Source organism: Marinococcus salis, assembly GCF_054971365.1.
On sequence record NZ_JBQOJB010000016.1, the window covers coordinates 17,199 to 38,282 of the forward strand.

A 21,084-nucleotide genomic window follows, 5' to 3' on the forward strand; every position below is an offset into this window, starting at 1 on the left:
TTTATGAATTTTCCTCTGGTACTAGTTCTTCTTTGCGTTCTATCCAGTGTGCCTCGTGTTCTTCATTGGATAAATTCATTTCTTTTGCTTTTTTTTCAACTACCTTCCAAGCTTCCTGAAGCTCCTGTTGACGTTCAATCAGAGCATCATTTTCTTTTTGCTGTTGTTCACTCCACATGTCATTTTCTTTGAAATATCGAACTGTTCCTTTGTGAAAAGGGATTCCAACTTCTGCTGGGCTTATTTTTATTTCATCAGGATGGTAAGTCCACATATTTGAAGTAGCATTTTTATAGTTCTCGTATTGCTCAACCATAGCTTTTGTAAAAGCATACATATCTTCTTCATCTGTATCCGCATAACTTGCAATCAAATATCCATGACCCATAATTTCGTTCGTTTCCGTCATTCCTGCCCCCTCATCTATCTTCCTCGGGGCATACCAAGAAGCTATATCTTGAACGTTATCCCAGGCTTCTTCGTTTTCTGCTGGCATTTGGAGCCAACGAATCCCTTCGAGACTATCAGCCTCGTACATCCCCCCTGATAAAGGATTAATAGAAGCAACATCTAACTCCCCTTGAATGAGAGCGTTTCCTTGGCCGCCGTAATCATTTGTATCCACCAAGTCGACATCCTCTGGGGATAGCCCCCCATAGGCCAGCATTATTTCTGTTTTTAAATTAATGGATGAATTTCCACTAATCATAGGCACCCGCTTTCCTTCTAAATCTTCAATGGACTCTATGTTCGAATCTTCACGTACAGCAAGACCAAATGGAGAAACCGGCGCCCAGATCGCTCTCATATCCTGAGGCCCCCAGCCGAGATCGAAAAATTCTTTATCTGCTTCAAAAGCAAATTTAGCTTCATCTCCTAATTTTCCAATATCAGCTTTGTCCAAGTACAAAGGCATCATTCTCCCCACCCCACTTGATGATGGAAGCATTCTGATCTGTGTGCCATATTCTTCAGTCATTTCATTTGCTATGGCAGAGGCTTCTGCATAACCTGCTGCATTAATACCATAGACGCTCCAGACCATATCTTCTGGCATTTGCACTTCTTCTTTCTCTCCATTATTTTCATTTCCATCGTCAACGGTTAAATTTTCTGAAGAAGCTCTAGGATTAGAACAACCTGTAAATATCAATCCCGCGATAAGGAGAAAAATTAAACTTTTGCATTGCTTAATCATGAATGTCACCCCTTCTTTACAAAATTGTTAACGCTTACAAATTTCTCCGTAATAAATTCTAAAAACATACCCTGACCATCATTTACACAATAAGGCTATCGAACATATTAAAAACGGGCTTAAGACCAAAACATGTGCTTAATAATAAAAATGAAAAAAGCAGCCTCTTAGTATATCAGAAGGAAACGTGTGGCAGAGCCTTTTCCCAAGTTGAACAAATAACACGAAAAAAGAGTTAAGTACATATTTTGGTTAAGTCCCACAAAATAGGATATAAATTTTCATTCTCTCTTTAAACTTGCAAGTTTTCGACTACTGTTGAAATTCCTTGCCCGCCCCCGATGCACAAAGTAACCAGTCCGTATTTCTCTCCTCGACGCTCCATTTCATGAAGCATTTTTGTCATAAGAATAGCACCGGTAGCTCCAATAGGATGGCCCAGGGCAATAGCCCCGCCGTTAACATTTAGTCTGTCGATATTGATACCTAATTCCTTTACAACAGCTAATGTTTGGGCAGCAAATGCTTCGTTCAATTCAATAAGGCCCATAGCTTCAAGAGGCAAATTAGCTTGCTTTAATGCCTTTTTTGTAGAATATACAGGTCCAATCCCCATAATTTCCGGGCCTACACCCGAAGAAGCCTGAGCTACTATTCTTGCTTTTGGTACTAATCCTTTTTCTTTAGCCTTTTCTTCTTCCATCATTAATACTGCTGCAGCAGCGTCGTTTCTTCCGCTCGCACTTGCTACTGTAACCGATCCTTCTTCTTTAAATACCGATGGAAGTTTCGCCAGCTTTTCCATTGGTGTAAGACGAGGATGCTCATCGGTGTCAAAAATAACGGTTTCTTTCTTTTTCTTTATCTCATAAGGAACGATTTCTTCCTTAAAGTATCCTTTTTCTATAGCGTTTTGTGCTTTCATTTGGCTTTGAAAAGAAAACTCATCTTGTTCCTCTCTTGAAATAGAGTATTGTTCAGCAAGATTTTCCGCTGTAAGGCCCATAGTCAAATCTCCATATTCTTCTATCGGCTGGGAATTGGGTTGGCTTTCCGTATTAGGATCAAGAATCTGTCCATTTCCTGCTCGGAGACCAAACCTAGCGTTACGCAGATAATAGGGAGCCGTGCTCATGCTTTCCGCCCCACCAGCAATGATTGTGTTTGATAATCCTTGCCGAATCTGCATATCAGCATTGTTAATAGCTTGAAGACCCGAACCACATTGGCGATGAACAGTATAGCCTGGTACTTCCACCGGCAAACCTGCCCTCAAAAGAGCAAGACGAGCTAAATTTGAAGAGTCGGCACTCTGCTTGGCTTGGCCAAGAATTACTTCCTCAATGTCATTCTTCTGGACATCCGAACGATTAGTCACTTCATGGATAACCTTTGACCCAAGATAATCCACTAATTCATCTCGCAATGCTCCCCCCATTTTCCCGATCGCTGTTCGTACTGAGTTAATCACTACTGGATTATTCATTGTTTCCTCCTACCTTCTCTTCCTGTTTTGCTTCTCGTTGTAATTGAGCAGCAATAATGTTCCGTTGAATTTCAGAAGTTCCTTCATATATCCTAGCTATTCTGGCATCTCGATAATAGCGTTCAATAGGATATTCTTTCATGTACCCCTTGCCTCCATGGATTTGAACAGCAGTATCTGCTATACGTCCATATACTTCGGAACCAAACAATTTTGCAATCGCTGCTTCTTTAATCACTTTGCTTCCTTGGTCAGCCTGCCATGCAGTTCGATAGGTTAAAGCTCGTAATGCTTCAATTTCCACGGCCATGTCTGCAAGTTTATGTTGAATCACTTGTTGATCAAATAAAGGTTTGCCAAATTGTTCCCTTTCAAGTACGTAATTCAAGCAATGGTCCAATAATTTTTCAGATGATCCTAGGTTTCTCGCTGCTAACCCAGCACGCCCAGTAGATAGAATTTTCAGCGCGTTGACATACCCTTGATTTACTTCCCCCAATACGTTTTCTTCTGGTACTTCTACATTCTCAAATATTAACTCCGACGTATAAGTGCCACGCATACCCATCTTGTCGTCTATTTTCCCGACCCGAAATCCAGGCGTATCTTTTTCTACGATAAAAGACGTAATGCCTTTTGCTCCTTGTTCAGGATCTGTAATTGCCATTACGGTATAAACACTGGCAATAGGTCCGTTCGTAATATAATGCTTCATTCCGTTAATAATATACTTGTCGTCTTTTTTCACAGCAGTCGTACTCAAATTTGTAGCGTTTGAACCTGCCTCCGGTTCAGTTAAACAGAAGGCACCTATCCATTCTCCATTTGCCAATTTAGGTAAATATTTCTTTTTTTGTTCTTCATTACCTAGTTGCACTATTCCTGAAGTACCAATGCCTGTGTGTGCACATACGAGAGTAGTAAATCCATTATGGGTTTGCCCCAACTCTTCATAGATAGCACACTTATCCACCATGTTAAGACCATGGCCGCCATACTCTTTAGGAATATTAAGCCCAAATAAACCTAATTCCTGGGATTTTTTATAGATCTCTTCCGGTATTTTATCTTCTTCTTCAATTTGCATTGCTACGTTTTCTACGTCTTCTTGGACAAATTGTCGTACCTTCTTTCTGAATGATTCGGTTTCTTCGCTAAAATTGAAATCCATTTTTTTACCCTCCGAGATGCTTTATTAGCGATTATTAAATTCAGGTTTTCGTTTTTCTAAAAACGCTTGAGTACCTTCGTTTTTATCTTCCGTGCCAAACGCGATTGTCTGGGCTAATTTTTCAAGCATTAAGGCGGTCTCCATATCCGTGTCAAATCCTTTATTCACTACCATTTTTGCTAGCTTTACAGCTACTGGGCCTTTAGAGGAAATTGTTTGTGCTACTTCTTTTACTTCTTCTAATAATTGCTCTTTAGAAACGATTTTTGTGACGAGCCCCCAACGCTCTGCTTCTAGCTCATCTATAATTTTTCCAGTTAAAATCATTTCCATTGCTTTACTTTTACCAACTATTCTAACTAATCTTTGCGTCCCACCAGCTCCCGGTACAATTGCTAGATTTAGTTCAGGAAGACCCATTTTTATTTCTGTAGCAGCGATTCGGATGTCGCAAGCCAAAGCCAGTTCAAAGCCCCCACCCAAAGCGAATCCATTAATGGCAGCGATAGTAGCCTTCTCACAATCTTCTATTTTTTTATAAGTGGCCTGCATCCCAGGTATAAGGGCTTCTAACATCTTTCTGTCTTTTAACTGTTTAATATCAGCGCCCGCAGCGAATGATTTTTCTCCTGCTCCTGTAAAAATCAGAACCCTTACTTGCTCATTTTCTTCAAGTTCCTCTACCGCTTTTTCTATCTCTTTCAATGTTTCGCTATTTAAAGCATTTCTAGTCTCTGGCTGATTAATTTTTATCGTTCCTATTTCATTCTCTATGTCTACTAGAATATTTTTAAACATGTCTATTTCCTCGCTTCATTCATATTGGTAAAAACCAGTTCCCGTTTTTTTTCCTAATTTTCCTGCTTTCACATACTTACTCAGTAAGGGAGAAGGTCGGTATTTTTCTCCTAGCGTTTGGTACAGGTACTCCATGTTTCTAAGCCTTGAATCCAACCCAACGAGATCAGCGAGTTCAAGCGGTCCCATCGGATGATTCAACCCTAGTTTCATTGCTTTATCAATATCTTCTGCAGAAGCTACCCCCTCCATCAAAAGATTCATCGCTTCGTTGCCAATTAAGCAATTCATTCTGCTTGTCACAAAACCTGGAAATTCATTGACTTCCACCGTTTCTTTTTTCATCTGATTTCCTATCTCTTTTACTTTATCTACAGTTTCCTCGGAGGTATCCAATCCTTTAATCAATTCAATCAATTTCATTTTATGAACTGGGTTAAAGAAATGCATTGCTATTACTTTATCTGGCCGAGAAGTTTGTGCCCCGATTTCCGTTGGACTCATCGTTGACGTATTAGTTGCTAATATTGTAAATGGGGCACATAAATCATCTAATTCTTTGAAAATTTTCACCTTTAAATCCATGTTTTCAAGTACGGCTTCGATAACTAACTCTGCTTCTTCCACACAATCTTTAAGATCAGTAGAAAAAGTAAGATTATTCATAGAACGTACAACATCTTCTGGATGAATAAATTTTTTTTCCGCACTCTTGTTCAACTCTTTTTCTATATAAGTTTTGGCCTCATGCAATGCTTCAGGATTTACATCGTTAATATGAACCTCGTAATCATTCAAAGATGCAGCATAAGCAATACCTCTGCCCATCACTCCTGAACCTACAATAGCAATCTTTTTCATCTCTATTTTCAACTCCTATATTTAGGGGAATATTTCTATTCATCAAATATCTCAATAATATTCTCTGGTGAATTTTTCATCCACTTCAAAGTAAGCTGGTGTTTGTTTTCTCAGCTCCTCTAAAGAAACAGAAGGATCTAATTCTTTAAGTATCATTTTATTTTCAGTGAAACGGAAGACTGCTACTTCTGTAACTACCATGCTTGCTTTTTTGACCCCACTTTTAGGATAAGTTAGTTTCTTCACCAATTTGGGTTCTTGGTCTTTCGACACATGGGTTAATGCAATAATGATGCTCTTTGCCCCGGCTATTAGATCCATTGCACCACCCACGCCTAAAATATCTTTCCCTGGAACGGCCCAATTAGCAATTTCTCCTGTTTCGTCCACTTGGAGGCCTCCCATCACTGCTACATCAACATGGTTGCCTCTAATCATTGCAAATGAAGTTGAACTATTAAAAAGTGAGGCACCTTTGTTCATGCTTACTGGCTTTTTACTGGCATTAATTAGATCCATATCTATTGAATCTTCTGAAGGCTCCGGCCCGATACCCAATAAACCATTTTCAGCTTGTAAATAAACCTCTTTTTCTTCTATATAGTTAGGAATGAGACTAGGTATTCCTACACCTAGATTTACAATTTGGCCTTCTTGCAGTTCATTAGCTACACGTTTAGCTATTTTGGATTTACTTGGCGCTCCTGTCTTGTTCAACATAACTACCTCCTTCTTTTACGTACTTTGTATTTTTTACGATAAAGTCTATAAAAGCATGAGGGGTCCCAACGTTTTCTGGAGGGATTTCTCCTGGTTCGACTATTTCATCTACTTCAGCGATTACTATATTTCCGGCTTGAGCTACATCGGGGTTAAAATTCATTCCTGTTTTATGATAAAAAAGATTTCCCATTGTATCCGCTTTCAAAGCTTTTACTAAAGATACATCTCCTTTAATAGCTTTCTCTAATACGTAAAGTTCTCCATCAAATTCACGTACTTCTTTTTCTTTTGCCAACTCTGTACCAACAGCAGTTCTGGTAAAATATGCAGCAATGCCTGCCCCTCCAGCCCTAAGAGATTCTGCCAAAGTACCCTGAGGGATTAGTTCAATTTCCAATTCATTTGCTATCCATGCTTTTACAGCGTCTCTGTTCGTGGTGAAATAAGAACCAACTGCTTTTTTTAATTGCTTAGATAGCAAAAGTTTCCCTAAACCTTTTCCTTCTTCGCCAAGATTGTTACTTACTACTGTTAGGTTTTTTGCATGATGATCTAGTAAGGAATCAATTAAGGTTAACGGTGAACCTGAGAGACCAAAACCACCAACAAGCAACGTATCACCTGACTTAATTTTTTGTACTGCTTTTTCGGGCGTTGTTAATTTTTTCATCTATTTCCCTCATTTCAGCAATATTTTATTATTAACAATTTTGGAAACAGTTTTTTCAAAACCTCTTTCAAATGCTTAGAAATGTTTAGAAATTATGAAGAATAATTTTTTATTGAATTTTTCATTGATATGTTGTACGATAATAGTACAATTGTTCGTTAATAGTACAATTTCGTTTTATTATAAAGGAGATGTATATTTTGTCAACTAACGATTTAAATAAAAATACTACTGAGGAACACAAAAAATTGGAAGAAAATTCCGGAGATTATTTAAAAACTCTAGAGAAAGGAATAGAGGTTATTAAAGCCTTTACAAGCCATCCAAACTTAACAATTAGTGGCGCTTCTAAAATTACTGGTTTTTCACGTCCATTTACTCGAAGAGTATTGCTTACTCTTGAAAAACTTGGGTATGCTAATTCGAACGACGGTAGATATTCTTTATCTCCAAAAATGCTATCATTAGGCTACTCTTATATTGCTTCCCAAAATATTTGGGAAATTGCTTCACCTTATCTCGAAGAATTCTCAGAAAAAATACAAGAATCTAGTTCTTTAGCTACACTAGACAACACTGAGATCGTGTATGTAGCACGAGTATCAGTGAATAAAATTATGAAGGATTCTTTAGGAGTAGGGACTCGCTTGCCAGCTTATGCTTCTTCAGTAGGGAGAGTACTTCTCGCTCACCTTTCTGAAAAAAAATTAGATCATTATTTTCAAAAAGCAGAACTTCATCCTTATACCGAAAAAACTGTTACTTCAGAAGTAAATTTAAGAGAGGAACTCAAAGAAATACGGGAGAAGGGGTGGGCTTTGAATAGTGACCAATTAGAAATGGGAATGATTTCGATGGCAGCTCCAGTAACGGACAAAAGAGGAGAAGTAGTAGCTGCTGTAAACTGTGCTACTCATTCAGGTAGATGTGATGTTGATAAAGCTATAGAAGAATATTTGCCATTACTAATAAAGACTTCTAAATCTATTAGTAAAAAGATTGACTTTGAAATTATTTAATTAAGAGTTGTATAAAAGGCTTAATTTTAAGCTAAGCTAAAACAAACCTCAACGTTAGATTGAGGTTTTTATTGACTTAAGTTAATATATTTTAAGATTTATAGGTTGCATATTGCATAATCTTCAAAACATTTTCTCAAATTCTCTAAATAATTATTTTACAAAACGACCCTCTTTAACAAAGGCGACAAGCATTATTACCGTAAAGTATGGGATGTTTCTATGGTGATCGACGGCGTTGGGCCTGGTTGATGGTCCGCTGAATGAACGGAGCTTTGGCTGCCGTATAACGTTTTCGGTCCTGCGGATACAAACGAGCTAACATCTGTTTTAATTGCTCATAGTACTGGCGTTTGGCGGAAGACCTACGCAGCTCCTCTCGAAACAGCCACTGATTGTTCCACGCTTCACTCTGGTACACATAGATGTGCAGATGGTGCGTGCCGCCTCCCCGTTGCCCTTTGCGGAAAAATCGCCGCTCGGGCATATCGGAGTGATGGACCTCTTCGTACCCTATGACCTCCAGTTGCCCTTTCCACTCGTCGACCTGGTCCAGCCTCTCGACCCCGAGCATCATATCCACCACGGGCTTTGCTGGTAAACCTGGAACAGCAGTACTGCCAATATGTTCTATCGGGAGCTGAACATCTCCGAGAGCGAAACAGATATTTTCGGCTTCCGCAGCGTATTCCTCCTTCCAGGCTGCATTGGAATTCTGAAGATAGACCTTTTGGTTCATAGCGTTAGCCTCCTTAAGAATCTTCCTCCGTAAGAAAGTGATCGAATGTGGTTTTCCAATCCTCGTGCATAGCGCCTTTCCTACTTGGAGTCATCACATTTCTTTAGGTGCCTGAATGCCAAGCATCCGTAACCCTTCTTCCAGCACGATCGCCGTGGCCTGCACCAGAGCCAGCCGCGAAGGTTGTTCCGCATCTTCTCCCCGAATACGGACCTGGCTGTAATACTTGTTAAAGCTCTGGCTTAAATGAATTAAATACTTGGCAATGACCGAAGGCTCCCTCTGATGATAGCTTCTTTCAATAACCGACGGAAAAGCTGCCAGCGTTTTAACGACATTCCAGCTCGGAGCATCCGTTAACCCCTCCTCCACCGACGACGGATGATAACCGGCCTTCCTTAAAATCGAACAGGCTCTTGCATGCGTATACTGTACATACGGTCCTGTCGTCCCTTCAAACCGCAGCATATCCTCCAGCTGAAATTCGATATCATGTTGCCGTTCGTGCTTTAAATCATGAAAAATAATCGCCCCGACACCGACCATTCGCGCGGTTTCTTTCTTGTGCGCGAGCACCGGATTTTTGTCCTCAATGTTTCGCTGGGCCAGCTCAATGGCTTCCTGAATCACTTCTTCCAGTAAAATCACTTTTCCTTTTCTCGTCGACATTTTCTTCCCGTTTTGCTGGATAAAGCCAAACGGGATGTGGACCATCCCCTTGGCCCAAACGTATCCCATCTTTTCCAGAACCAAAAACAGCTGTTGAAAATGCAGCCGTTGCTCGTCCCCGACAACATAGTAGGACTGATCAAATTGGTAATACTGATGCCGATAAATAGCAGCGGCCAGATCCCGCGTGGCATACAGAGTCGCTCCATCCGATTTCCGGATCAGGCATGGTGGCAGCTGACGATCACTCAAATTCACGATTTCCGCTCCCTCGGACGCTTCCAGTAGCCCCTTTTCTTGAATCAGTTGGGCAGCATTCTCCATTTTGTCGTTGTAAAAGGCTTCGCCCTGATACGTATCAAACGTTATACCCAGCAGATCGTAAATCTTTGAAAATTCCTGCAGAGATTCGCACCGGAACCACCGCCAGAGACGGTCCGCTTCTTCATCCCCCTGCTCCAGCTTTCGGAACCACTGACGGGCTTCTTCTTCCAAATACGGCTCAGCCTCCGCTTTTTTATGAAACAGCACATACAAGTCCAACAGCTCTTTAATCGTATTCCGCTGTACCTGCTCCTCCGAACCCCAGCGCGTATAGGCCGCCATTAATTTCCCGAACTGGGTGCCCCAGTCACCTACATGGTTAATTTTAACCGGGGTATATCCACACTTTTCTACAATGTTCGCCATGGCATTACCGATTACCGTCGACCGTAAATGCCCCATGGAAAACGGCTTTGCAATATTGGGTGACGAAAAATCCAGCGTAATCGTCTTTCCCACGCCCCATGTATGTGTTCCGTAACCCTTTCTTTCTTGTTGAATGCGCTGAAGAAGCTGTTTGCTGACGGCTGCTTTGTCTAAAAACCCATTCACATACGGTCCATCGGCCACCACTTTTTCAAACAACGGGCTATGGATGCTGTCAGCGAGCCATCCAGCGATCTCATTCGGGCTGGATCGGAAATGCCTGGCCAGCACAAAACAAGGAAACGCCAGATCTCCCTGTCCGTCATGCTTTGGGTGTTCAATTAACGCCTGCACCTCCTCCATCTCCAGTACATGATGAACGTGGGGCACAATGGCTTCGGCATACTGTTTTTCATATTCCATCATCTTCTTTTCCTCCTAAATAAGGCATAAAAAATCCCGCCTCTGATTAGAGACGAGATATCACCCGCGGTACCACTCCGTTTGTTCCGAAGAACCTTCTTGCCCATTGATAACGAAATGACCCGACGGTTCCTACTTGCTTTCAGACCGTTCCTCCGAAGTGCGCTTCATCATGCACCGTCTCTCAGGCTTCCACCGTCCCTGAGTCGCTGCAGACAGGCCGCATCACTACTCTCTTCTTCCCCGGATATGATTTATTAATGATCGAGTATATACGTGAAGGATGGAAAAATCAACCTTAAAATCATAAATGTGGTTTTCGAGGCTGTCATTTTTCCATAAATTGTGATATTTTAACAGAAGTTAAATCAACCTTAATGCAACATTTTATCCAATAAAGCACTTTGACGAAAGGACGAAAGCCCATGTAGGCAGCTCATCTTTTTCCCATATAAAAACTAAATACTAGTGGGTGATATGATGGGCCGTAAGCGTTCGTTCTTTTTGTTGTTGAGTAATCAGTCTATCGCCAGTGCCTGCGATATTTTTTATCTTGTAAGTATTATCAGTATCGTTTACGAACGCACTTCTTCCGTGTTTCTCGTTTCTCTTATTCCTTTTATCAATACTTTTTCCCGGTTTTTTGGCGGGCTGTTCGCTCCCTGGATACTGGAAAAAGGGAGCCTGAAACCGATTTTAGCTTCAGCCTCAACAGGCAAAGGACTGCTGTTGGTGATCCTGCCTGTGCTTCTCCTGCGAGGTATCAGGTCTTCATTTTTAATCTGGGCGTTGACGGTTGTAGGCCTGATTGCCGTACTGGACAGCTGGATTATGCCAGCCCGGAACGCTTCTCTCCCGAGAATCGTCCCCCGGCATTCGCTGGTTCGGGCAAACAGCCTGATGGCCATGTCGGATCAAACAATTCAATTAGCCGGATGGCCTGTTGGCGCTCTGTTCATCGTACTGTTTCCGCCAGGTGCAGTGCTTATAGGCACCTCCCTTGCCTTTATGGTGATTTCTTTTCTGCTTCTCGGCGTTCGTATTGAGAGAAGTGTTGCTTCTTTTCAAACCTCTTCGGGCCCATCGATGGCAGCAGTCCTTCAAGCAGGGTGGAAGTATGTTTGGAAGCATCGTCCGCTGCGCACCATGTTTATTGTCGACGGCATTACCTCTTTAACAGGAGCCATCTGGATTGCTGCGTTATTGTATGTGTATGTTACCGAGGTGCTGCAGGAAAATGAGTCGTGGTGGGGGTACATCAATGCTTCTTTTTTTGCCGGCCTGATGATTGGAGGCATGCTCTGCTTCCGGTTTGAAAAGGCACTTCAGATAAAAGCCCGGTATTTTTTAATCGGCAGCTCCTTTTGTGTTGCGGTTTTCACCTTTTGGTTCGCGTTTCCGGCTTCCAGCGTTTTTGCCCTGCTCATTTCCCTTTTGATCGGTATTCCGACGCAGGTTCAGGAGGTTACACAGATTTCTCTGATTCAAACCCATACGGAGGAAAAACAGCTGGCAAGGGTGTTTTCCGCCAGAGACGTAATTTTAACCAGCTTTTTTGGTTTTTCTTCGCTGCTGGTTGGCGGAATCGCGGAAGTAGTGGGAGTCCGCAGCGTTTTTATTATGGCTTCGCTCCTTTTGACTATCAGCGGCCTGATATATGTACGGCAACGGAGACTATTATCGGTATCTGCCGAAGAGGAAGAACTCTCTACTTAAAAATAAACAGCGGCGCTTTCTTTGTTTAGAGGGCGCTGCTGTTTGCATTGAAGTAAATAAAACTTTTCATTTTAATCGTAGAAAGGAGAATCTTAATGAATGTAGTTGACATGATTGTTTACGCTTCGTGCTTTCTATTAATCATGACCGCCGGCGTTATTATGTTCAGAGAGTTCAGAGAGTTCAGAAAATCAAAAAAGGTAAGCCGGCAGCCGAAGTTCACTATATCTATATACCTTTTACTATCGGCTTCTTTACTTCAGCTGATTTATGGTATCACCACTAATTTCTAAGAGCACAATCCCGAACGTGCACTGAGTGATTTCAAGTATTATTAAAAATTGATGACAGCACAGTTTAATAGCGCTTCAAGTATGTCCAGATTCATTTTCAAACACCCCATAAATAATTTAAGACCTTTTGATACGCAAAAGTGCTTTTTTAAGTCGATATATGGAATGACTAAAAATGTTTATCTTTAAAACAATAAACATTTCCCTATTTATGCCCACGAAAATAGCATGGAACGTCCATCGATAAATTTTTCATCCGTTCGTTGAACAAAAAGCGTTTAAAATGATCTCGAAGAGGAAAACCTAACACGCATACGTTTCTACTGCCTCTTGATCAGTAGCTACGGAAGAGACTATACACCGGTGAAAAAGGAGAGAGAGTCATGACAACATCACGGCGATGGGCTATCGCTTACCTGCTCGTTTTTGGCTTTATGATTTTTTTAAATTACTGGAGCACCACCAATGTTGGGACTGTAGCAAACAACAACCAGGCGATCATCCAGCCCGCCGGCTTTGCCTTTTCCATCTGGGGTCTGATTTATGTGCTGCTATTGGCCTGGATCCTCAAGCAGTTATTCACCAGTGGCCGGAAGGAAACCGTAGTGTCCCAATTGACATTCTGGCCGATCCTCAATTTCCTGTTAAACGGATGCTGGATCATCGTGTTCACCCAGCAGTGGTTGGTCACTTCTACCCTAGTCATTGCGGCCCTCCTCTATACATTAGGCGTCATGTACACCCTCACAGCCAAAGCCGGTTATCGAGGGTTCGACCGGCTGCCTTTTTCCATTTATTTTGCCTGGGTGACGGTCGCAACCATCGTGAACGTGTTTACGGTAATGGTCAGCGCGCAGGTCACCACATTGCTGGGCCTGCAGGAATTAGGCTGGACGTTGATCCTGCTTGGAGCAGCGACCGGCATTGGCGTCCTCATTGCCGCGCGATTTCGCGACTGGCTGTATCCCCTTGTTCTCCTCTGGCCCTACTACGGCATCTATGCGGCAAATGATCGGGCCTACGCAAGCCTAGACCTGACCCTGCTGCTTACCAGCATTCTCTTAGTGTTCGTAGCGCTTATCGTGGGAATCTATCAGCTGCGTCTTCAGCAACGGACGAGCCATCCACAATCCTTGTAAGTTCTGCTGAGCTCGGTGATTCATGGTAGTCGGTTTTCTGGAAGGAGACATTAAAGTCTCCTTCTTTGATGTTGATTGTTGGTTCTGCAGTGCATCATGCTACTAGGCCGCTTTTTTCCTAGATGGACAACCAAAGTCTGTGCTTCTCTCACAGTATAGGTTTTTTTGGTCATAAAAATAGAAAAAACCGCTACTCGGCGGAGCAGCGAGACGAATCGTCCTGGTTCCACATCTGATCTTACAGGGACATCGGACTTAGGCGATTGATAATGTATTCTTTTTGTCTGTATGTTTGAATACCGTGAAATAGCTCCTCCTTATAAAAAGGAAGCAGACTTCTACTCTGTTTCCTTCTTTATATAACATTCACTAAACTACCCTTTAAGTGTAACTTTTGGGGAGGAGCACTAAAGAAAGATTCATACAAAAAGAAATATTTCGTATCACCTAACCTTTCGGACTAGAATTGAAAAACCCCGTCTTCCATTAATAAGACTTCTGTTCCGTCATCTTCGGTTCCCACCACCTTCATATCTTCAGTGCCAAAAGCCACATTAACCGACAGGAGAGACATGTTCAGTCCTGCTTCCTCTAACGCTTGCTCCGATAGAAGGTTGCCATGTTGAAGGTTAGTTGGGGAGGCGTTGCCGAGGCCAATATGGCAGGCCGTATTTTCATCAAACAAGGTATTGTAGAAAAGCGTATTCGCCTTAGCAAGAGGCGAATGAGGGGAAACCAGCGCAATTTCCCCTAAATACGAAGCACCTTCGTCGGTTTCGAGGAGACGTTGCAATGCTTCCTGGTCGTTGGCCGCAGCACAGGAAGTGATTCGGCCATCTTGGAAAGTAAGGGAAACATCGTTGATCACCCTTCCTTCATAGACAAGCGGTTTTGTGGCTACAAGCCTGCCATGGACCTCATGCTTATGCGGGGCCGAAAATATTTCCTCCGTAGGAATGTTTGGAAAGAACGGGATCCCCTTGGTATCTGTCACTCCCCCACCGATAAAAACATGATTGTCCGGCATGCCGACGACCAAATCGGTCCCCTGGCTATTCGTAAAATGCAGAGCGTCCAACTGGCGATCATTGAGAAACTTTTTCCTGGATTCGAAAGCTCTGTTATGATTTTCCCAGTCTTCGATGGGGTGATTTCCATCGGCCCGGGCCCCGCGTAAGATGGCTTGCCATAATGACTGCAGCGCTTCTTCTTTCCTTAGATGAGGAAATACTTTCGTCGCCCAGGCAAAGGACGGAACAGCCAACAGACACCAGCGTACCTCATGAGATCTCATCTTTGCGTAATACTCTTTGAACTTGGTGCGAGAGGCGTTTTGAAAGCGGCTGATTCGTTCGGGGGGGACATCCTTGAAGACTTCGAAGTTTTCAGCAATGACATGGATGTACGCAGCACCGGCAGCGTCCCACTCGTTCATACGAGCCTGTTGCCAGTCGGGAATCTGATCGACAGCCTCCTCGTCAGCATAGAAATAAAATGCTCGGGTGGACTCTTCATCAGTCCAATTCATGACCACATTTGAAGCTCCAGCCTCGTAAGCTGCCGTTTGGACGAAACGAGCAAATGGGGCATGCTTGATATCACTATGTATTACCACTAATTGATCCTTCTGTACATTAATCCCTATTCGTACCGTGAGTTCGGCATATTTTTTCAACGATTCGTCACTGATAAGCTCCTCGATGTTTTCCAACGTTCTTCACTCCTTTTCGTAGAAACTGTTACATCCCTAATCATTGCCTGCCCATCATGATCAGCATCAGCCAGACGAAGATTCTTCCTAAGATCCACCAGTCATGTCAATAATCCTCGTTTTTATTTTCATATCAGGTTAATGTGTTGCTTACAGCGGGAAAGAATTTTATAGCGTTAATAGGCAAAAAGGAGTTGACCATTTTGCAAAAACAAATTATTACGATGAGTACAGCTCTGCTATTGAGCGGCGGGCTTTTAGCGGGGTGTGGCGGAAACGAAGAAGAAACGCCCTTCAGCTCGCAAAATTACGAAGGGGGCGAAGAGCAGCAGGACGACCGCGGGGTAAATATAATGAGTCCTGGTGACACTGCTACAGCAGATGGTATGGACATTACTATCGATTCTGTAGAGTTCACTTCCAGTGAAGAGAATTCCAACGGAGATACCAAAGATCTTTTAGCAGTAAACGTCTCTGCGACAAATACAACCCAAGAATCAAAAACGCTTTCTCAAGAGAACTTTGAACTTTTTAACGAAAGCGGGTATACCCGCCCGGTGCATAGAACTGGAGAGTCTATCCCTGCCACTCTCAGCCCAAATGAGGAAGCCAGCGGCACCATTTATTATGATGCTAAAGAGGGAAACAAGTTCCAAATTGAATACATGAGCCCTTCTACAGAAGAATCGACCCCCGTTTGGGAGGTGCCGTCATAGTTATCGGCCAAGGATGTTATATTTTTCACTTTTATGAGGGCTCTTTTGCCCAGTGGCACGGTCGATAATTATTTTCAATATGTTTGCCGGACCCTTATTTTTTGTAGTTTAGTTGCTCTTTCTTTTGGCTCGTGATAGCACAAATAAAGAGCAACCCTTTCGTGTGCCATTGGAACATTACAACTTTGTTCTAAGGTCCCATAGCTCTGGAAAAAATTGCTGTTCCAGCACCTTTTGTAAATAACCTACACCTGACGAACCGCCGGTTCCGCTTTTAAACCCGATAACCCTCTCCACCGTTTTCATATGTCGAAAACGCCATTGTTGAAAGCAATCTTCGATATCTACCAGCTTCTCCCCAAGTTCATACAAGTCCCAATATTCATTGGAGTTTTGATAAACTTCAATCCAGGCGCCTTCCACCGTTTTATCAAACTCGTAGGCTCTGGTAACATCACGATTTAAAACCTCTTCAGAAATATGAAAACCCGCCCGGCTCAATGCATGGATTGATGCATCATAAATACTGCCGGAATAGTACCCGGCTTCTAATTGTTTTAATAGTTCAGGATCTTTTTCATAGATCTTTAAAATAAAATCTGTCTTATAGCCCAGGGCAAATTCTATTAATCTGTATTGATAGGATTGGAAACCGGATGAATTTCCGAGCGCCTCTCTAAACTCTAAGTATTCAGCCGGAGTTAACGTCGACAGCACGTCCCAGGCCTGAATGATTTGATTTTGGATTTCGGAGACCCGGGCCAGTTTTTTAAAACTTACAGATAAATCCCCTGCCTCAATAGCATGTTTGGCAGCATGAAGCTCATGGAGGATTAACTTCATCCATAACTCGCTCACCTGATGAATGATAATAAATAACATTTCATCGTGATGGCCGGATAATCTATTCTGGCTGGAAAGAATCGTGTCCAGATTCAAATACTCATCATAAGTCATTTTCTTTTGAAAATTTGTTTCAATATTCTCTTCTCCACTTGTTGGATTAGTCATTTTAACACTTCCCGTTCATCTATTTTTTCATAAGCCTACGTATAACAGAATGGAGAGATTAGTTGGTTATATTCATCTGTCTTTACACAAGTAAGCTCTAAATCATGAGCAGCAGCTTCCGTCCCAAAATAGTGCCTGCGAAAACGGGGAATCTCCGGCTTGGTGCGCAATATCAGGCTGCAGGGATTGAAAGAGGTTTATTTATTCGCAAGAACCAGGCATTTAGCAGGTTCTCTTTTCTAAGCGATAATATTACGCTTGTTTTCGTATTTTTTGTATGTTTCCTCAGTCATAATGCGCTTTAACACGTTTACGGTTTCCCATATATCATGGAAAGAATTGTATAGTGCCACCGGGCCGATTCTAATGAAATCCGGCGCTCTAAAGTCTGGCACAATTCCTTCGGCGTTCAGTGCTTTACAAATGCTTGCGGCATGGGTATGCTGCACGAGCAGATGCCCCCCGCGCTGCTTATGGTCCAAGGGACTGGCGATGCTGAAATGAAAACCGCTTAATTCATGGGTTATTAGCGTAATCATATAATCGGTAAGCCTGAGCGATTTTTGTCTAACCTGTTGAATTCCAGCTTCATTAAACATAGCAAGTGAGCCAAGCAGCGGTGCCATACTGAGTATGTGCGGGGTCCCGATTTCATAAGCTCCGGCATCTGCGTCTGGAGTCAATTCATGGCTCATATCAAACTGAACCTCTTTCTTTGAGCTGAACCAGCCTGCGAGTCCCGGTTCCCGGCCAAAATGTTTTTTATTAACATAAAGTCCGCCAACGGCCCCCGGCCCCCCATTTAAATGTTTATAGGTACACCATACTGCAAAATCAACATCCCATTCGTCGAGCTGGTGCGGAACCGCTCCGATGGAATGACACAAATCGAACCCAACGATAATGCTGCGCTTATGTGCTTCGGCAGTGATTCTTTCCATATCCAGGATTTGCCCGCTTCTATACAGTACGCTTGGTAAAAATATGAGGGCGACATCGTCGCTCATGCTTTCAATAATTTGCTCTTCAGCAAGCATGCCTTTCTCACTCTGAACTCTCACTAATGCATTTGCCGGGTCATACCCCTTAAGTTTCAACTGGCTTTTCAATGCATAAATATCTGACGGGAACGTAGCATCATCTGCTAAAATCTTATATTTAGCTGCCGTGGGCTGATAAAAAGTCGATACTAATTGATGAATATTTGTGGTGGTGGAGCCAGTAACTATCACCTGTTCTTTTTCTGCTCCAATTAATGGCGCCGTCATTTCACCTAATTGCTGGGACATATAGAACCAGGGGTTTTCTCCCTTGCTCCAGCCATCAATCCCTAACGTTTTCCAATCGTTTAATCCATTCAAAAGTGCTTGTTCTGCTCTTGTAGAAAGCAGCCCGAGGGAGTTTCCGTCCAGGTAAACCATGTCTTTATTCAAATAAAACTCGTTACGATAGGAACACAAAGGATCTGACTCATCCATCATTGCTGCATATTCTTCTGTACATTCGTTTGGCTGCGTCAACCTCGTTCACCTCTATATGATATTTTTTTCAGAATTGTCATTAAATTAATACTATCATTATGTGACACTATGTCAATGACACAATGTCATTAAAAACTAATTATTTTATTCTATTTTTTCTTTTTCATGTTACGGTTGTTATATAAAAAACCAGTAGGAGAGCTAAAATGAGTAATAATAGAAAACAACAAGCAATGGAAACAAAGCAGAAACTACTTTATGCCGCACGGGAGGTCTTCTTTGAACATGGCTTTAAAAGGGCAACAATACGCCAAATTAATCAGAAAGCGGAAACCGGACACGGTACAGCATATGTATACTTTAAAAATAAAGAGGATTTTCTGGTCGAGCTGATGCTCGAAACCATGGAATCCTTCCATAATATCGCGGCCATTCCTTTTCGGCCTTCCTCCCAGAGTGAAGCACATAAGCTAATCGCCCACCAGGTTGAACAATTTTTATCATTAGCGCTTGAAAAGAAACAAATAATGAAAATTTTTAAAGAAGCAATCGGTATTTCAGCTAATGTCGAATCGAATTGGCAGCATATTCGTAACAAGTTTATAGAAAGTATTACAAAGGATATCGTTTATGCCCAACGGTATGCCCTGGCACACCAGCATCTAAATCCTTCTATCACTGCCCGGTCCTGGTTTTACATGAACGAGATGTTTATGTGGGAACTTGTCGAGGATCAATACACAGATGATATTGAAGAGATTATTGAACATATGACAAGCCTTTATATGAATGGATTATATATCAGTACCTCCCATGGATAAACGGCCCGTACGCAGGCCTGTACTATTATGAATTCTCTTTTAATCGTTATCGCATTTGATCATTAATATATTTCCAGCTGCCTCTACCAAAAAAAGCAGAAGCCAAGCAGCACCTTGAGTGGCTTTTGCCATGATCGATTTGGCCGCAGCTATCCTTTAAGCTGGTATTTTTCTTCCCTTTGTGTCCCTGCTCTCCAAATAATGCTATTATTTGGAGACCTGCTTTTTAGAGCAAGCCTTAGTAAAAACATGGATTTAGAAAGGAGTAGAAAAAATGGGCATTGATATTATATCTATCTTATTCGCTGTGCTGCTGGTTTTTAATGTTTTTTCCGCTTTTGTGATTGTATTTCTTGAAAAACGGCATCCGACTACCGTCTGGGCCTGGCTTATGCTGCTGTTTTTTCTGCCGGTTTTAGGCTTCGTACTGTATTTGATTTTTGGGCAGAATTTAACCCGGAAGCGGTTGTTTGATACAAGCGAAATGAAAAGCATCGGCATCGAAGATCTGATTCAGGAACAGCTCGGAGCCGTAAAGTCCGGGTCTTTCTCCTTTTCGGATGATATTGCGGCCAAGCACCGGGATTTGATTTATATGCACTTAAAAAATGACGGAGCTATTCTGACCCAGCAGAATGACGTTCAGATTTACACCGATGGCCAAAACAAATTCGACGCTCTGCTGCATGATATTTCCCAGGCCCGGGATCATATTCATCTGCAGTACTACATTCTCCGGAATGATAACCTCGGCTCTCAAATCATTGAAGCTCTCCGACAAAAAGCGGCCGAGGGCATCACCGTCCGGGTGCTCTATGATGATATGGGCTCAAGAACGTTAAGCAGAAAAGATCTGAACGGCATTTTGGCGGCTGGCGGGGAAGCCGCTGCATTTTTCCCCAAGCGCCTGCCCTTGATTAACCTGCGGCTTAATTACCGCAACCACCGGAAAATCGTAATCATTGATGGACAGATTGGTTACCTCGGCGGCTTCAACGTAGGCGATGAGTATGTTGGCCTAAGCAGCAAGTTTGGTTATTGGCGTGACACGCACTTGCGGCTGGAGGGGCAGGCTGTTAAAGCAGCGCAGACCCGGTTTGTTCTCGACTGGAACCAGGCTCATTCCCACTCGAAGATTCGCTACGACGACCGCTATTTTCCCTCTCTCTTTGCGTCTGGGCCCTGTAGCACCCAGATTGTATCGAGCGGCCCGGACTCCGAATGGGAACAAATTAAAAATGGGTATATTAAAATGATCAACTCTGCCAAGCACTCTGTCACCATTCAAACTCCGTACTTCATTCCGGATGAAAGCCTAATGGATGCGATACGCATCGCTTCTCTTTCCGGCGTTGATGTGCGTATCATGATCCCTTCCATGCCGGACCACCCTTTTGTTTACTGGGCGACGTACTCCCATGTGGGAATGATTCTCCGGGCCGGCGCGAGAGTCTATATATATAATCGCGGGTTTATCCACGCCAAAACGATCACGGTGGATGAAGAAATCAGCTCGGTCGGCACTGCTAATATCGATGTGCGCAGCTTTCGCTTAAATTTCGAGGTGAATGCCTTTATCTATCATGCCGCCACCACGAAACGTCTGGTTGATGCGTTTCATTACGACATGGGAACTTACGCCTCTGAACTTACTCTTGAAGCTTACCAGCAGCGCTCCCTTTGGATTCGAAGCAAAGAAGCGGTGTCCCACCTATTGTCACCCATTTTATAGCGCAAAAAACTTTTTAG

General features: G+C 42.6%; 19 protein-coding genes and 1 other annotated feature. Of the genes, 7 read left to right on the plus strand and 12 right to left on the minus strand.

Features of this window, described 5'->3' with window-relative positions; translation table 11 throughout:
- Window position 1: 1 nt before the first annotated feature.
- From ACTTK6_RS12500 to ACTTK6_RS12530, 7 genes are all read right to left on the minus strand, one after another.
- Window positions 2-1,198 (minus strand): TAXI family TRAP transporter solute-binding subunit, encoded by a 1,197-nt coding sequence (locus ACTTK6_RS12500; RefSeq protein WP_462833572.1) that lies wholly within the window; start codon window positions 1,196-1,198, stop codon window positions 2-4.
- A 292-nt stretch (window positions 1,199-1,490) separates the two neighbouring features.
- A complete protein-coding gene (locus tag ACTTK6_RS12505) occupies window positions 1,491-2,684 on the minus strand; it encodes a thiolase family protein (RefSeq protein ID WP_462833573.1) in 1,194 nt (397 codons plus the stop codon).
- Window positions 2,677-3,855, minus strand: a complete 1,179-nt coding sequence (locus tag ACTTK6_RS12510; RefSeq protein ID WP_462833574.1) for an acyl-CoA dehydrogenase family protein — start codon at window positions 3,853-3,855, stop codon at window positions 2,677-2,679. Before ACTTK6_RS12510 ends, ACTTK6_RS12505 begins: the two co-directional genes overlap by 8 nt.
- A 24-nt stretch (window positions 3,856-3,879) precedes the next feature.
- The gene (locus tag ACTTK6_RS12515; RefSeq protein ID WP_462833575.1) at window positions 3,880-4,653 is read right to left on the minus strand and encodes an enoyl-CoA hydratase/isomerase family protein; all 774 of its coding nucleotides are present in this window, start codon (window positions 4,651-4,653) and stop codon (window positions 3,880-3,882) included.
- Window positions 4,654-4,668: 15 nt separating this feature from the next.
- The gene (locus ACTTK6_RS12520) at window positions 4,669-5,514 is read right to left on the minus strand and encodes a 3-hydroxyacyl-CoA dehydrogenase family protein (protein WP_462833576.1); all 846 of its coding nucleotides are present in this window, start codon (window positions 5,512-5,514) and stop codon (window positions 4,669-4,671) included.
- A gap of 51 nt (window positions 5,515-5,565) precedes the next feature.
- Entirely contained in the window at window positions 5,566-6,234 is a 669-nt protein-coding gene (locus ACTTK6_RS12525; RefSeq protein ID WP_462833577.1) for a 3-oxoacid CoA-transferase subunit B, read from the minus strand.
- Window positions 6,206-6,907, minus strand: coding sequence for a CoA transferase subunit A (locus ACTTK6_RS12530; protein WP_462833578.1), 702 nt, complete (start codon window positions 6,905-6,907; stop codon window positions 6,206-6,208). Before ACTTK6_RS12530 ends, ACTTK6_RS12525 begins: the two co-directional genes overlap by 29 nt.
- A gap of 200 nt (window positions 6,908-7,107) precedes the next feature.
- Between ACTTK6_RS12530 and ACTTK6_RS12535 the strand changes: the two genes are divergently transcribed.
- Window positions 7,108-7,926 carry an IclR family transcriptional regulator domain-containing protein gene (locus ACTTK6_RS12535; protein ID WP_462833580.1) on the plus strand — a complete coding sequence of 273 codons (819 nt, stop codon included), beginning with the start codon at window positions 7,108-7,110 and terminating at the stop codon, window positions 7,924-7,926.
- Between the two features lie 220 nt (window positions 7,927-8,146).
- Here the strand turns inward: ACTTK6_RS12535 and ACTTK6_RS12540 are convergent, their stop codons facing one another.
- Both ACTTK6_RS12540 and argS read right to left on the minus strand, forming a co-directional pair.
- On the minus strand, window positions 8,147-8,665 hold the full coding sequence (locus ACTTK6_RS12540; RefSeq protein WP_462833581.1) for a GrpB family protein: 519 nt from the start codon (window positions 8,663-8,665) through the stop codon (window positions 8,147-8,149).
- Window positions 8,666-8,758: 93 nt separating this feature from the next.
- Window positions 8,759-10,447, minus strand: coding sequence for an arginine--tRNA ligase (gene argS / locus ACTTK6_RS12545; RefSeq protein WP_462833603.1), 1,689 nt, complete (start codon window positions 10,445-10,447; stop codon window positions 8,759-8,761).
- A 45-nt stretch (window positions 10,448-10,492) separates the two neighbouring features.
- Window positions 10,493-10,700 (minus strand) — a binding site (T-box leader).
- Between the two features lie 224 nt (window positions 10,701-10,924).
- Here argS and ACTTK6_RS12550 point away from each other — a divergent pair.
- From ACTTK6_RS12550 to ACTTK6_RS12560, 3 genes are all read left to right on the plus strand, one after another.
- A complete protein-coding gene (locus tag ACTTK6_RS12550) occupies window positions 10,925-12,163 on the plus strand; it encodes an MFS transporter (protein WP_462833582.1) in 1,239 nt (412 codons plus the stop codon).
- Between the two features lie 95 nt (window positions 12,164-12,258).
- Complete coding sequence (locus ACTTK6_RS12555) at window positions 12,259-12,456, plus strand: hypothetical protein (RefSeq protein WP_079476673.1); 198 nt, start codon at window positions 12,259-12,261, stop codon at window positions 12,454-12,456.
- A 383-nt stretch (window positions 12,457-12,839) separates the two neighbouring features.
- Window positions 12,840-13,595, plus strand: a complete 756-nt coding sequence (locus tag ACTTK6_RS12560; RefSeq protein WP_079476674.1) for a tryptophan-rich sensory protein — start codon at window positions 12,840-12,842, stop codon at window positions 13,593-13,595.
- Window positions 13,596-14,055: 460 nt separating this feature from the next.
- Here the strand turns inward: ACTTK6_RS12560 and ACTTK6_RS12565 are convergent, their stop codons facing one another.
- Window positions 14,056-15,306, minus strand: a complete 1,251-nt coding sequence (locus tag ACTTK6_RS12565; RefSeq protein ID WP_079476675.1) for an aminopeptidase — start codon at window positions 15,304-15,306, stop codon at window positions 14,056-14,058.
- Window positions 15,307-15,509: 203 nt separating this feature from the next.
- Between ACTTK6_RS12565 and ACTTK6_RS12570 the strand changes: the two genes are divergently transcribed.
- Window positions 15,510-16,022 (plus strand): DUF4352 domain-containing protein, encoded by a 513-nt coding sequence (locus tag ACTTK6_RS12570; protein ID WP_462833583.1) that lies wholly within the window; start codon window positions 15,510-15,512, stop codon window positions 16,020-16,022.
- A gap of 177 nt (window positions 16,023-16,199) precedes the next feature.
- On the opposite strand, the gene kynA is transcribed toward ACTTK6_RS12570, so the two are convergent.
- Together kynA and kynU are read right to left on the minus strand one after the other, a co-directional pair.
- A complete protein-coding gene (gene kynA / locus ACTTK6_RS12575; RefSeq protein ID WP_462833584.1) occupies window positions 16,200-17,033 on the minus strand; it encodes a tryptophan 2,3-dioxygenase in 834 nt (277 codons plus the stop codon).
- Window positions 17,034-17,272: 239 nt separating this feature from the next.
- Window positions 17,273-18,514, minus strand: coding sequence for a kynureninase (gene kynU, locus ACTTK6_RS12580; RefSeq protein WP_462833604.1), 1,242 nt, complete (start codon window positions 18,512-18,514; stop codon window positions 17,273-17,275).
- A 206-nt stretch (window positions 18,515-18,720) separates the two neighbouring features.
- Between kynU and ACTTK6_RS12585 the strand changes: the two genes are divergently transcribed.
- Together ACTTK6_RS12585 and cls are read left to right on the plus strand one after the other, a co-directional pair.
- On the plus strand, window positions 18,721-19,335 hold the full coding sequence (locus ACTTK6_RS12585; protein ID WP_079476678.1) for a TetR/AcrR family transcriptional regulator: 615 nt from the start codon (window positions 18,721-18,723) through the stop codon (window positions 19,333-19,335).
- Window positions 19,336-19,615: 280 nt separating this feature from the next.
- Window positions 19,616-21,067, plus strand: a complete 1,452-nt coding sequence (gene cls, locus ACTTK6_RS12590; RefSeq protein WP_079477048.1) for a cardiolipin synthase — start codon at window positions 19,616-19,618, stop codon at window positions 21,065-21,067.
- Window positions 21,068-21,084: the final 17 nt, after the last annotated feature.

Coding starts and splice junctions, on each gene's coding strand:
- kynU (WP_462833604.1), bottom strand. CDS start 18,514: ATGATGGATGAGTCAGATCCTTTGTGTTCCTATCGTAACGAGTTTTAT.
- ACTTK6_RS12585 (WP_079476678.1), top strand. CDS start 18,721: ATGAGTAATAATAGAAAACAACAAGCAATGGAAACAAAGCAGAAACTA.
- ACTTK6_RS12500 (WP_462833572.1), bottom strand. CDS start 1,198: ATGATTAAGCAATGCAAAAGTTTAATTTTTCTCCTTATCGCGGGATTG.
- ACTTK6_RS12530 (WP_462833578.1), bottom strand. CDS start 6,907: ATGAAAAAATTAACAACGCCCGAAAAAGCAGTACAAAAAATTAAGTCA.
- ACTTK6_RS12520 (WP_462833576.1), bottom strand. CDS start 5,514: ATGAAAAAGATTGCTATTGTAGGTTCAGGAGTGATGGGCAGAGGTATT.
- ACTTK6_RS12550 (WP_462833582.1), top strand. CDS start 10,925: ATGATGGGCCGTAAGCGTTCGTTCTTTTTGTTGTTGAGTAATCAGTCT.
- argS (WP_462833603.1), bottom strand. CDS start 10,447: ATGGAATATGAAAAACAGTATGCCGAAGCCATTGTGCCCCACGTTCAT.
- ACTTK6_RS12515 (WP_462833575.1), bottom strand. CDS start 4,653: ATGTTTAAAAATATTCTAGTAGACATAGAGAATGAAATAGGAACGATA.
- ACTTK6_RS12510 (WP_462833574.1), bottom strand. CDS start 3,855: ATGGATTTCAATTTTAGCGAAGAAACCGAATCATTCAGAAAGAAGGTA.
- ACTTK6_RS12560 (WP_079476674.1), top strand. CDS start 12,840: ATGACAACATCACGGCGATGGGCTATCGCTTACCTGCTCGTTTTTGGC.
- ACTTK6_RS12525 (WP_462833577.1), bottom strand. CDS start 6,234: ATGTTGAACAAGACAGGAGCGCCAAGTAAATCCAAAATAGCTAAACGT.
- ACTTK6_RS12505 (WP_462833573.1), bottom strand. CDS start 2,684: ATGAATAATCCAGTAGTGATTAACTCAGTACGAACAGCGATCGGGAAA.
- kynA (WP_462833584.1), bottom strand. CDS start 17,033: ATGACTAATCCAACAAGTGGAGAAGAGAATATTGAAACAAATTTTCAA.
- ACTTK6_RS12540 (WP_462833581.1), bottom strand. CDS start 8,665: ATGAACCAAAAGGTCTATCTTCAGAATTCCAATGCAGCCTGGAAGGAG.
- ACTTK6_RS12555 (WP_079476673.1), top strand. CDS start 12,259: ATGAATGTAGTTGACATGATTGTTTACGCTTCGTGCTTTCTATTAATC.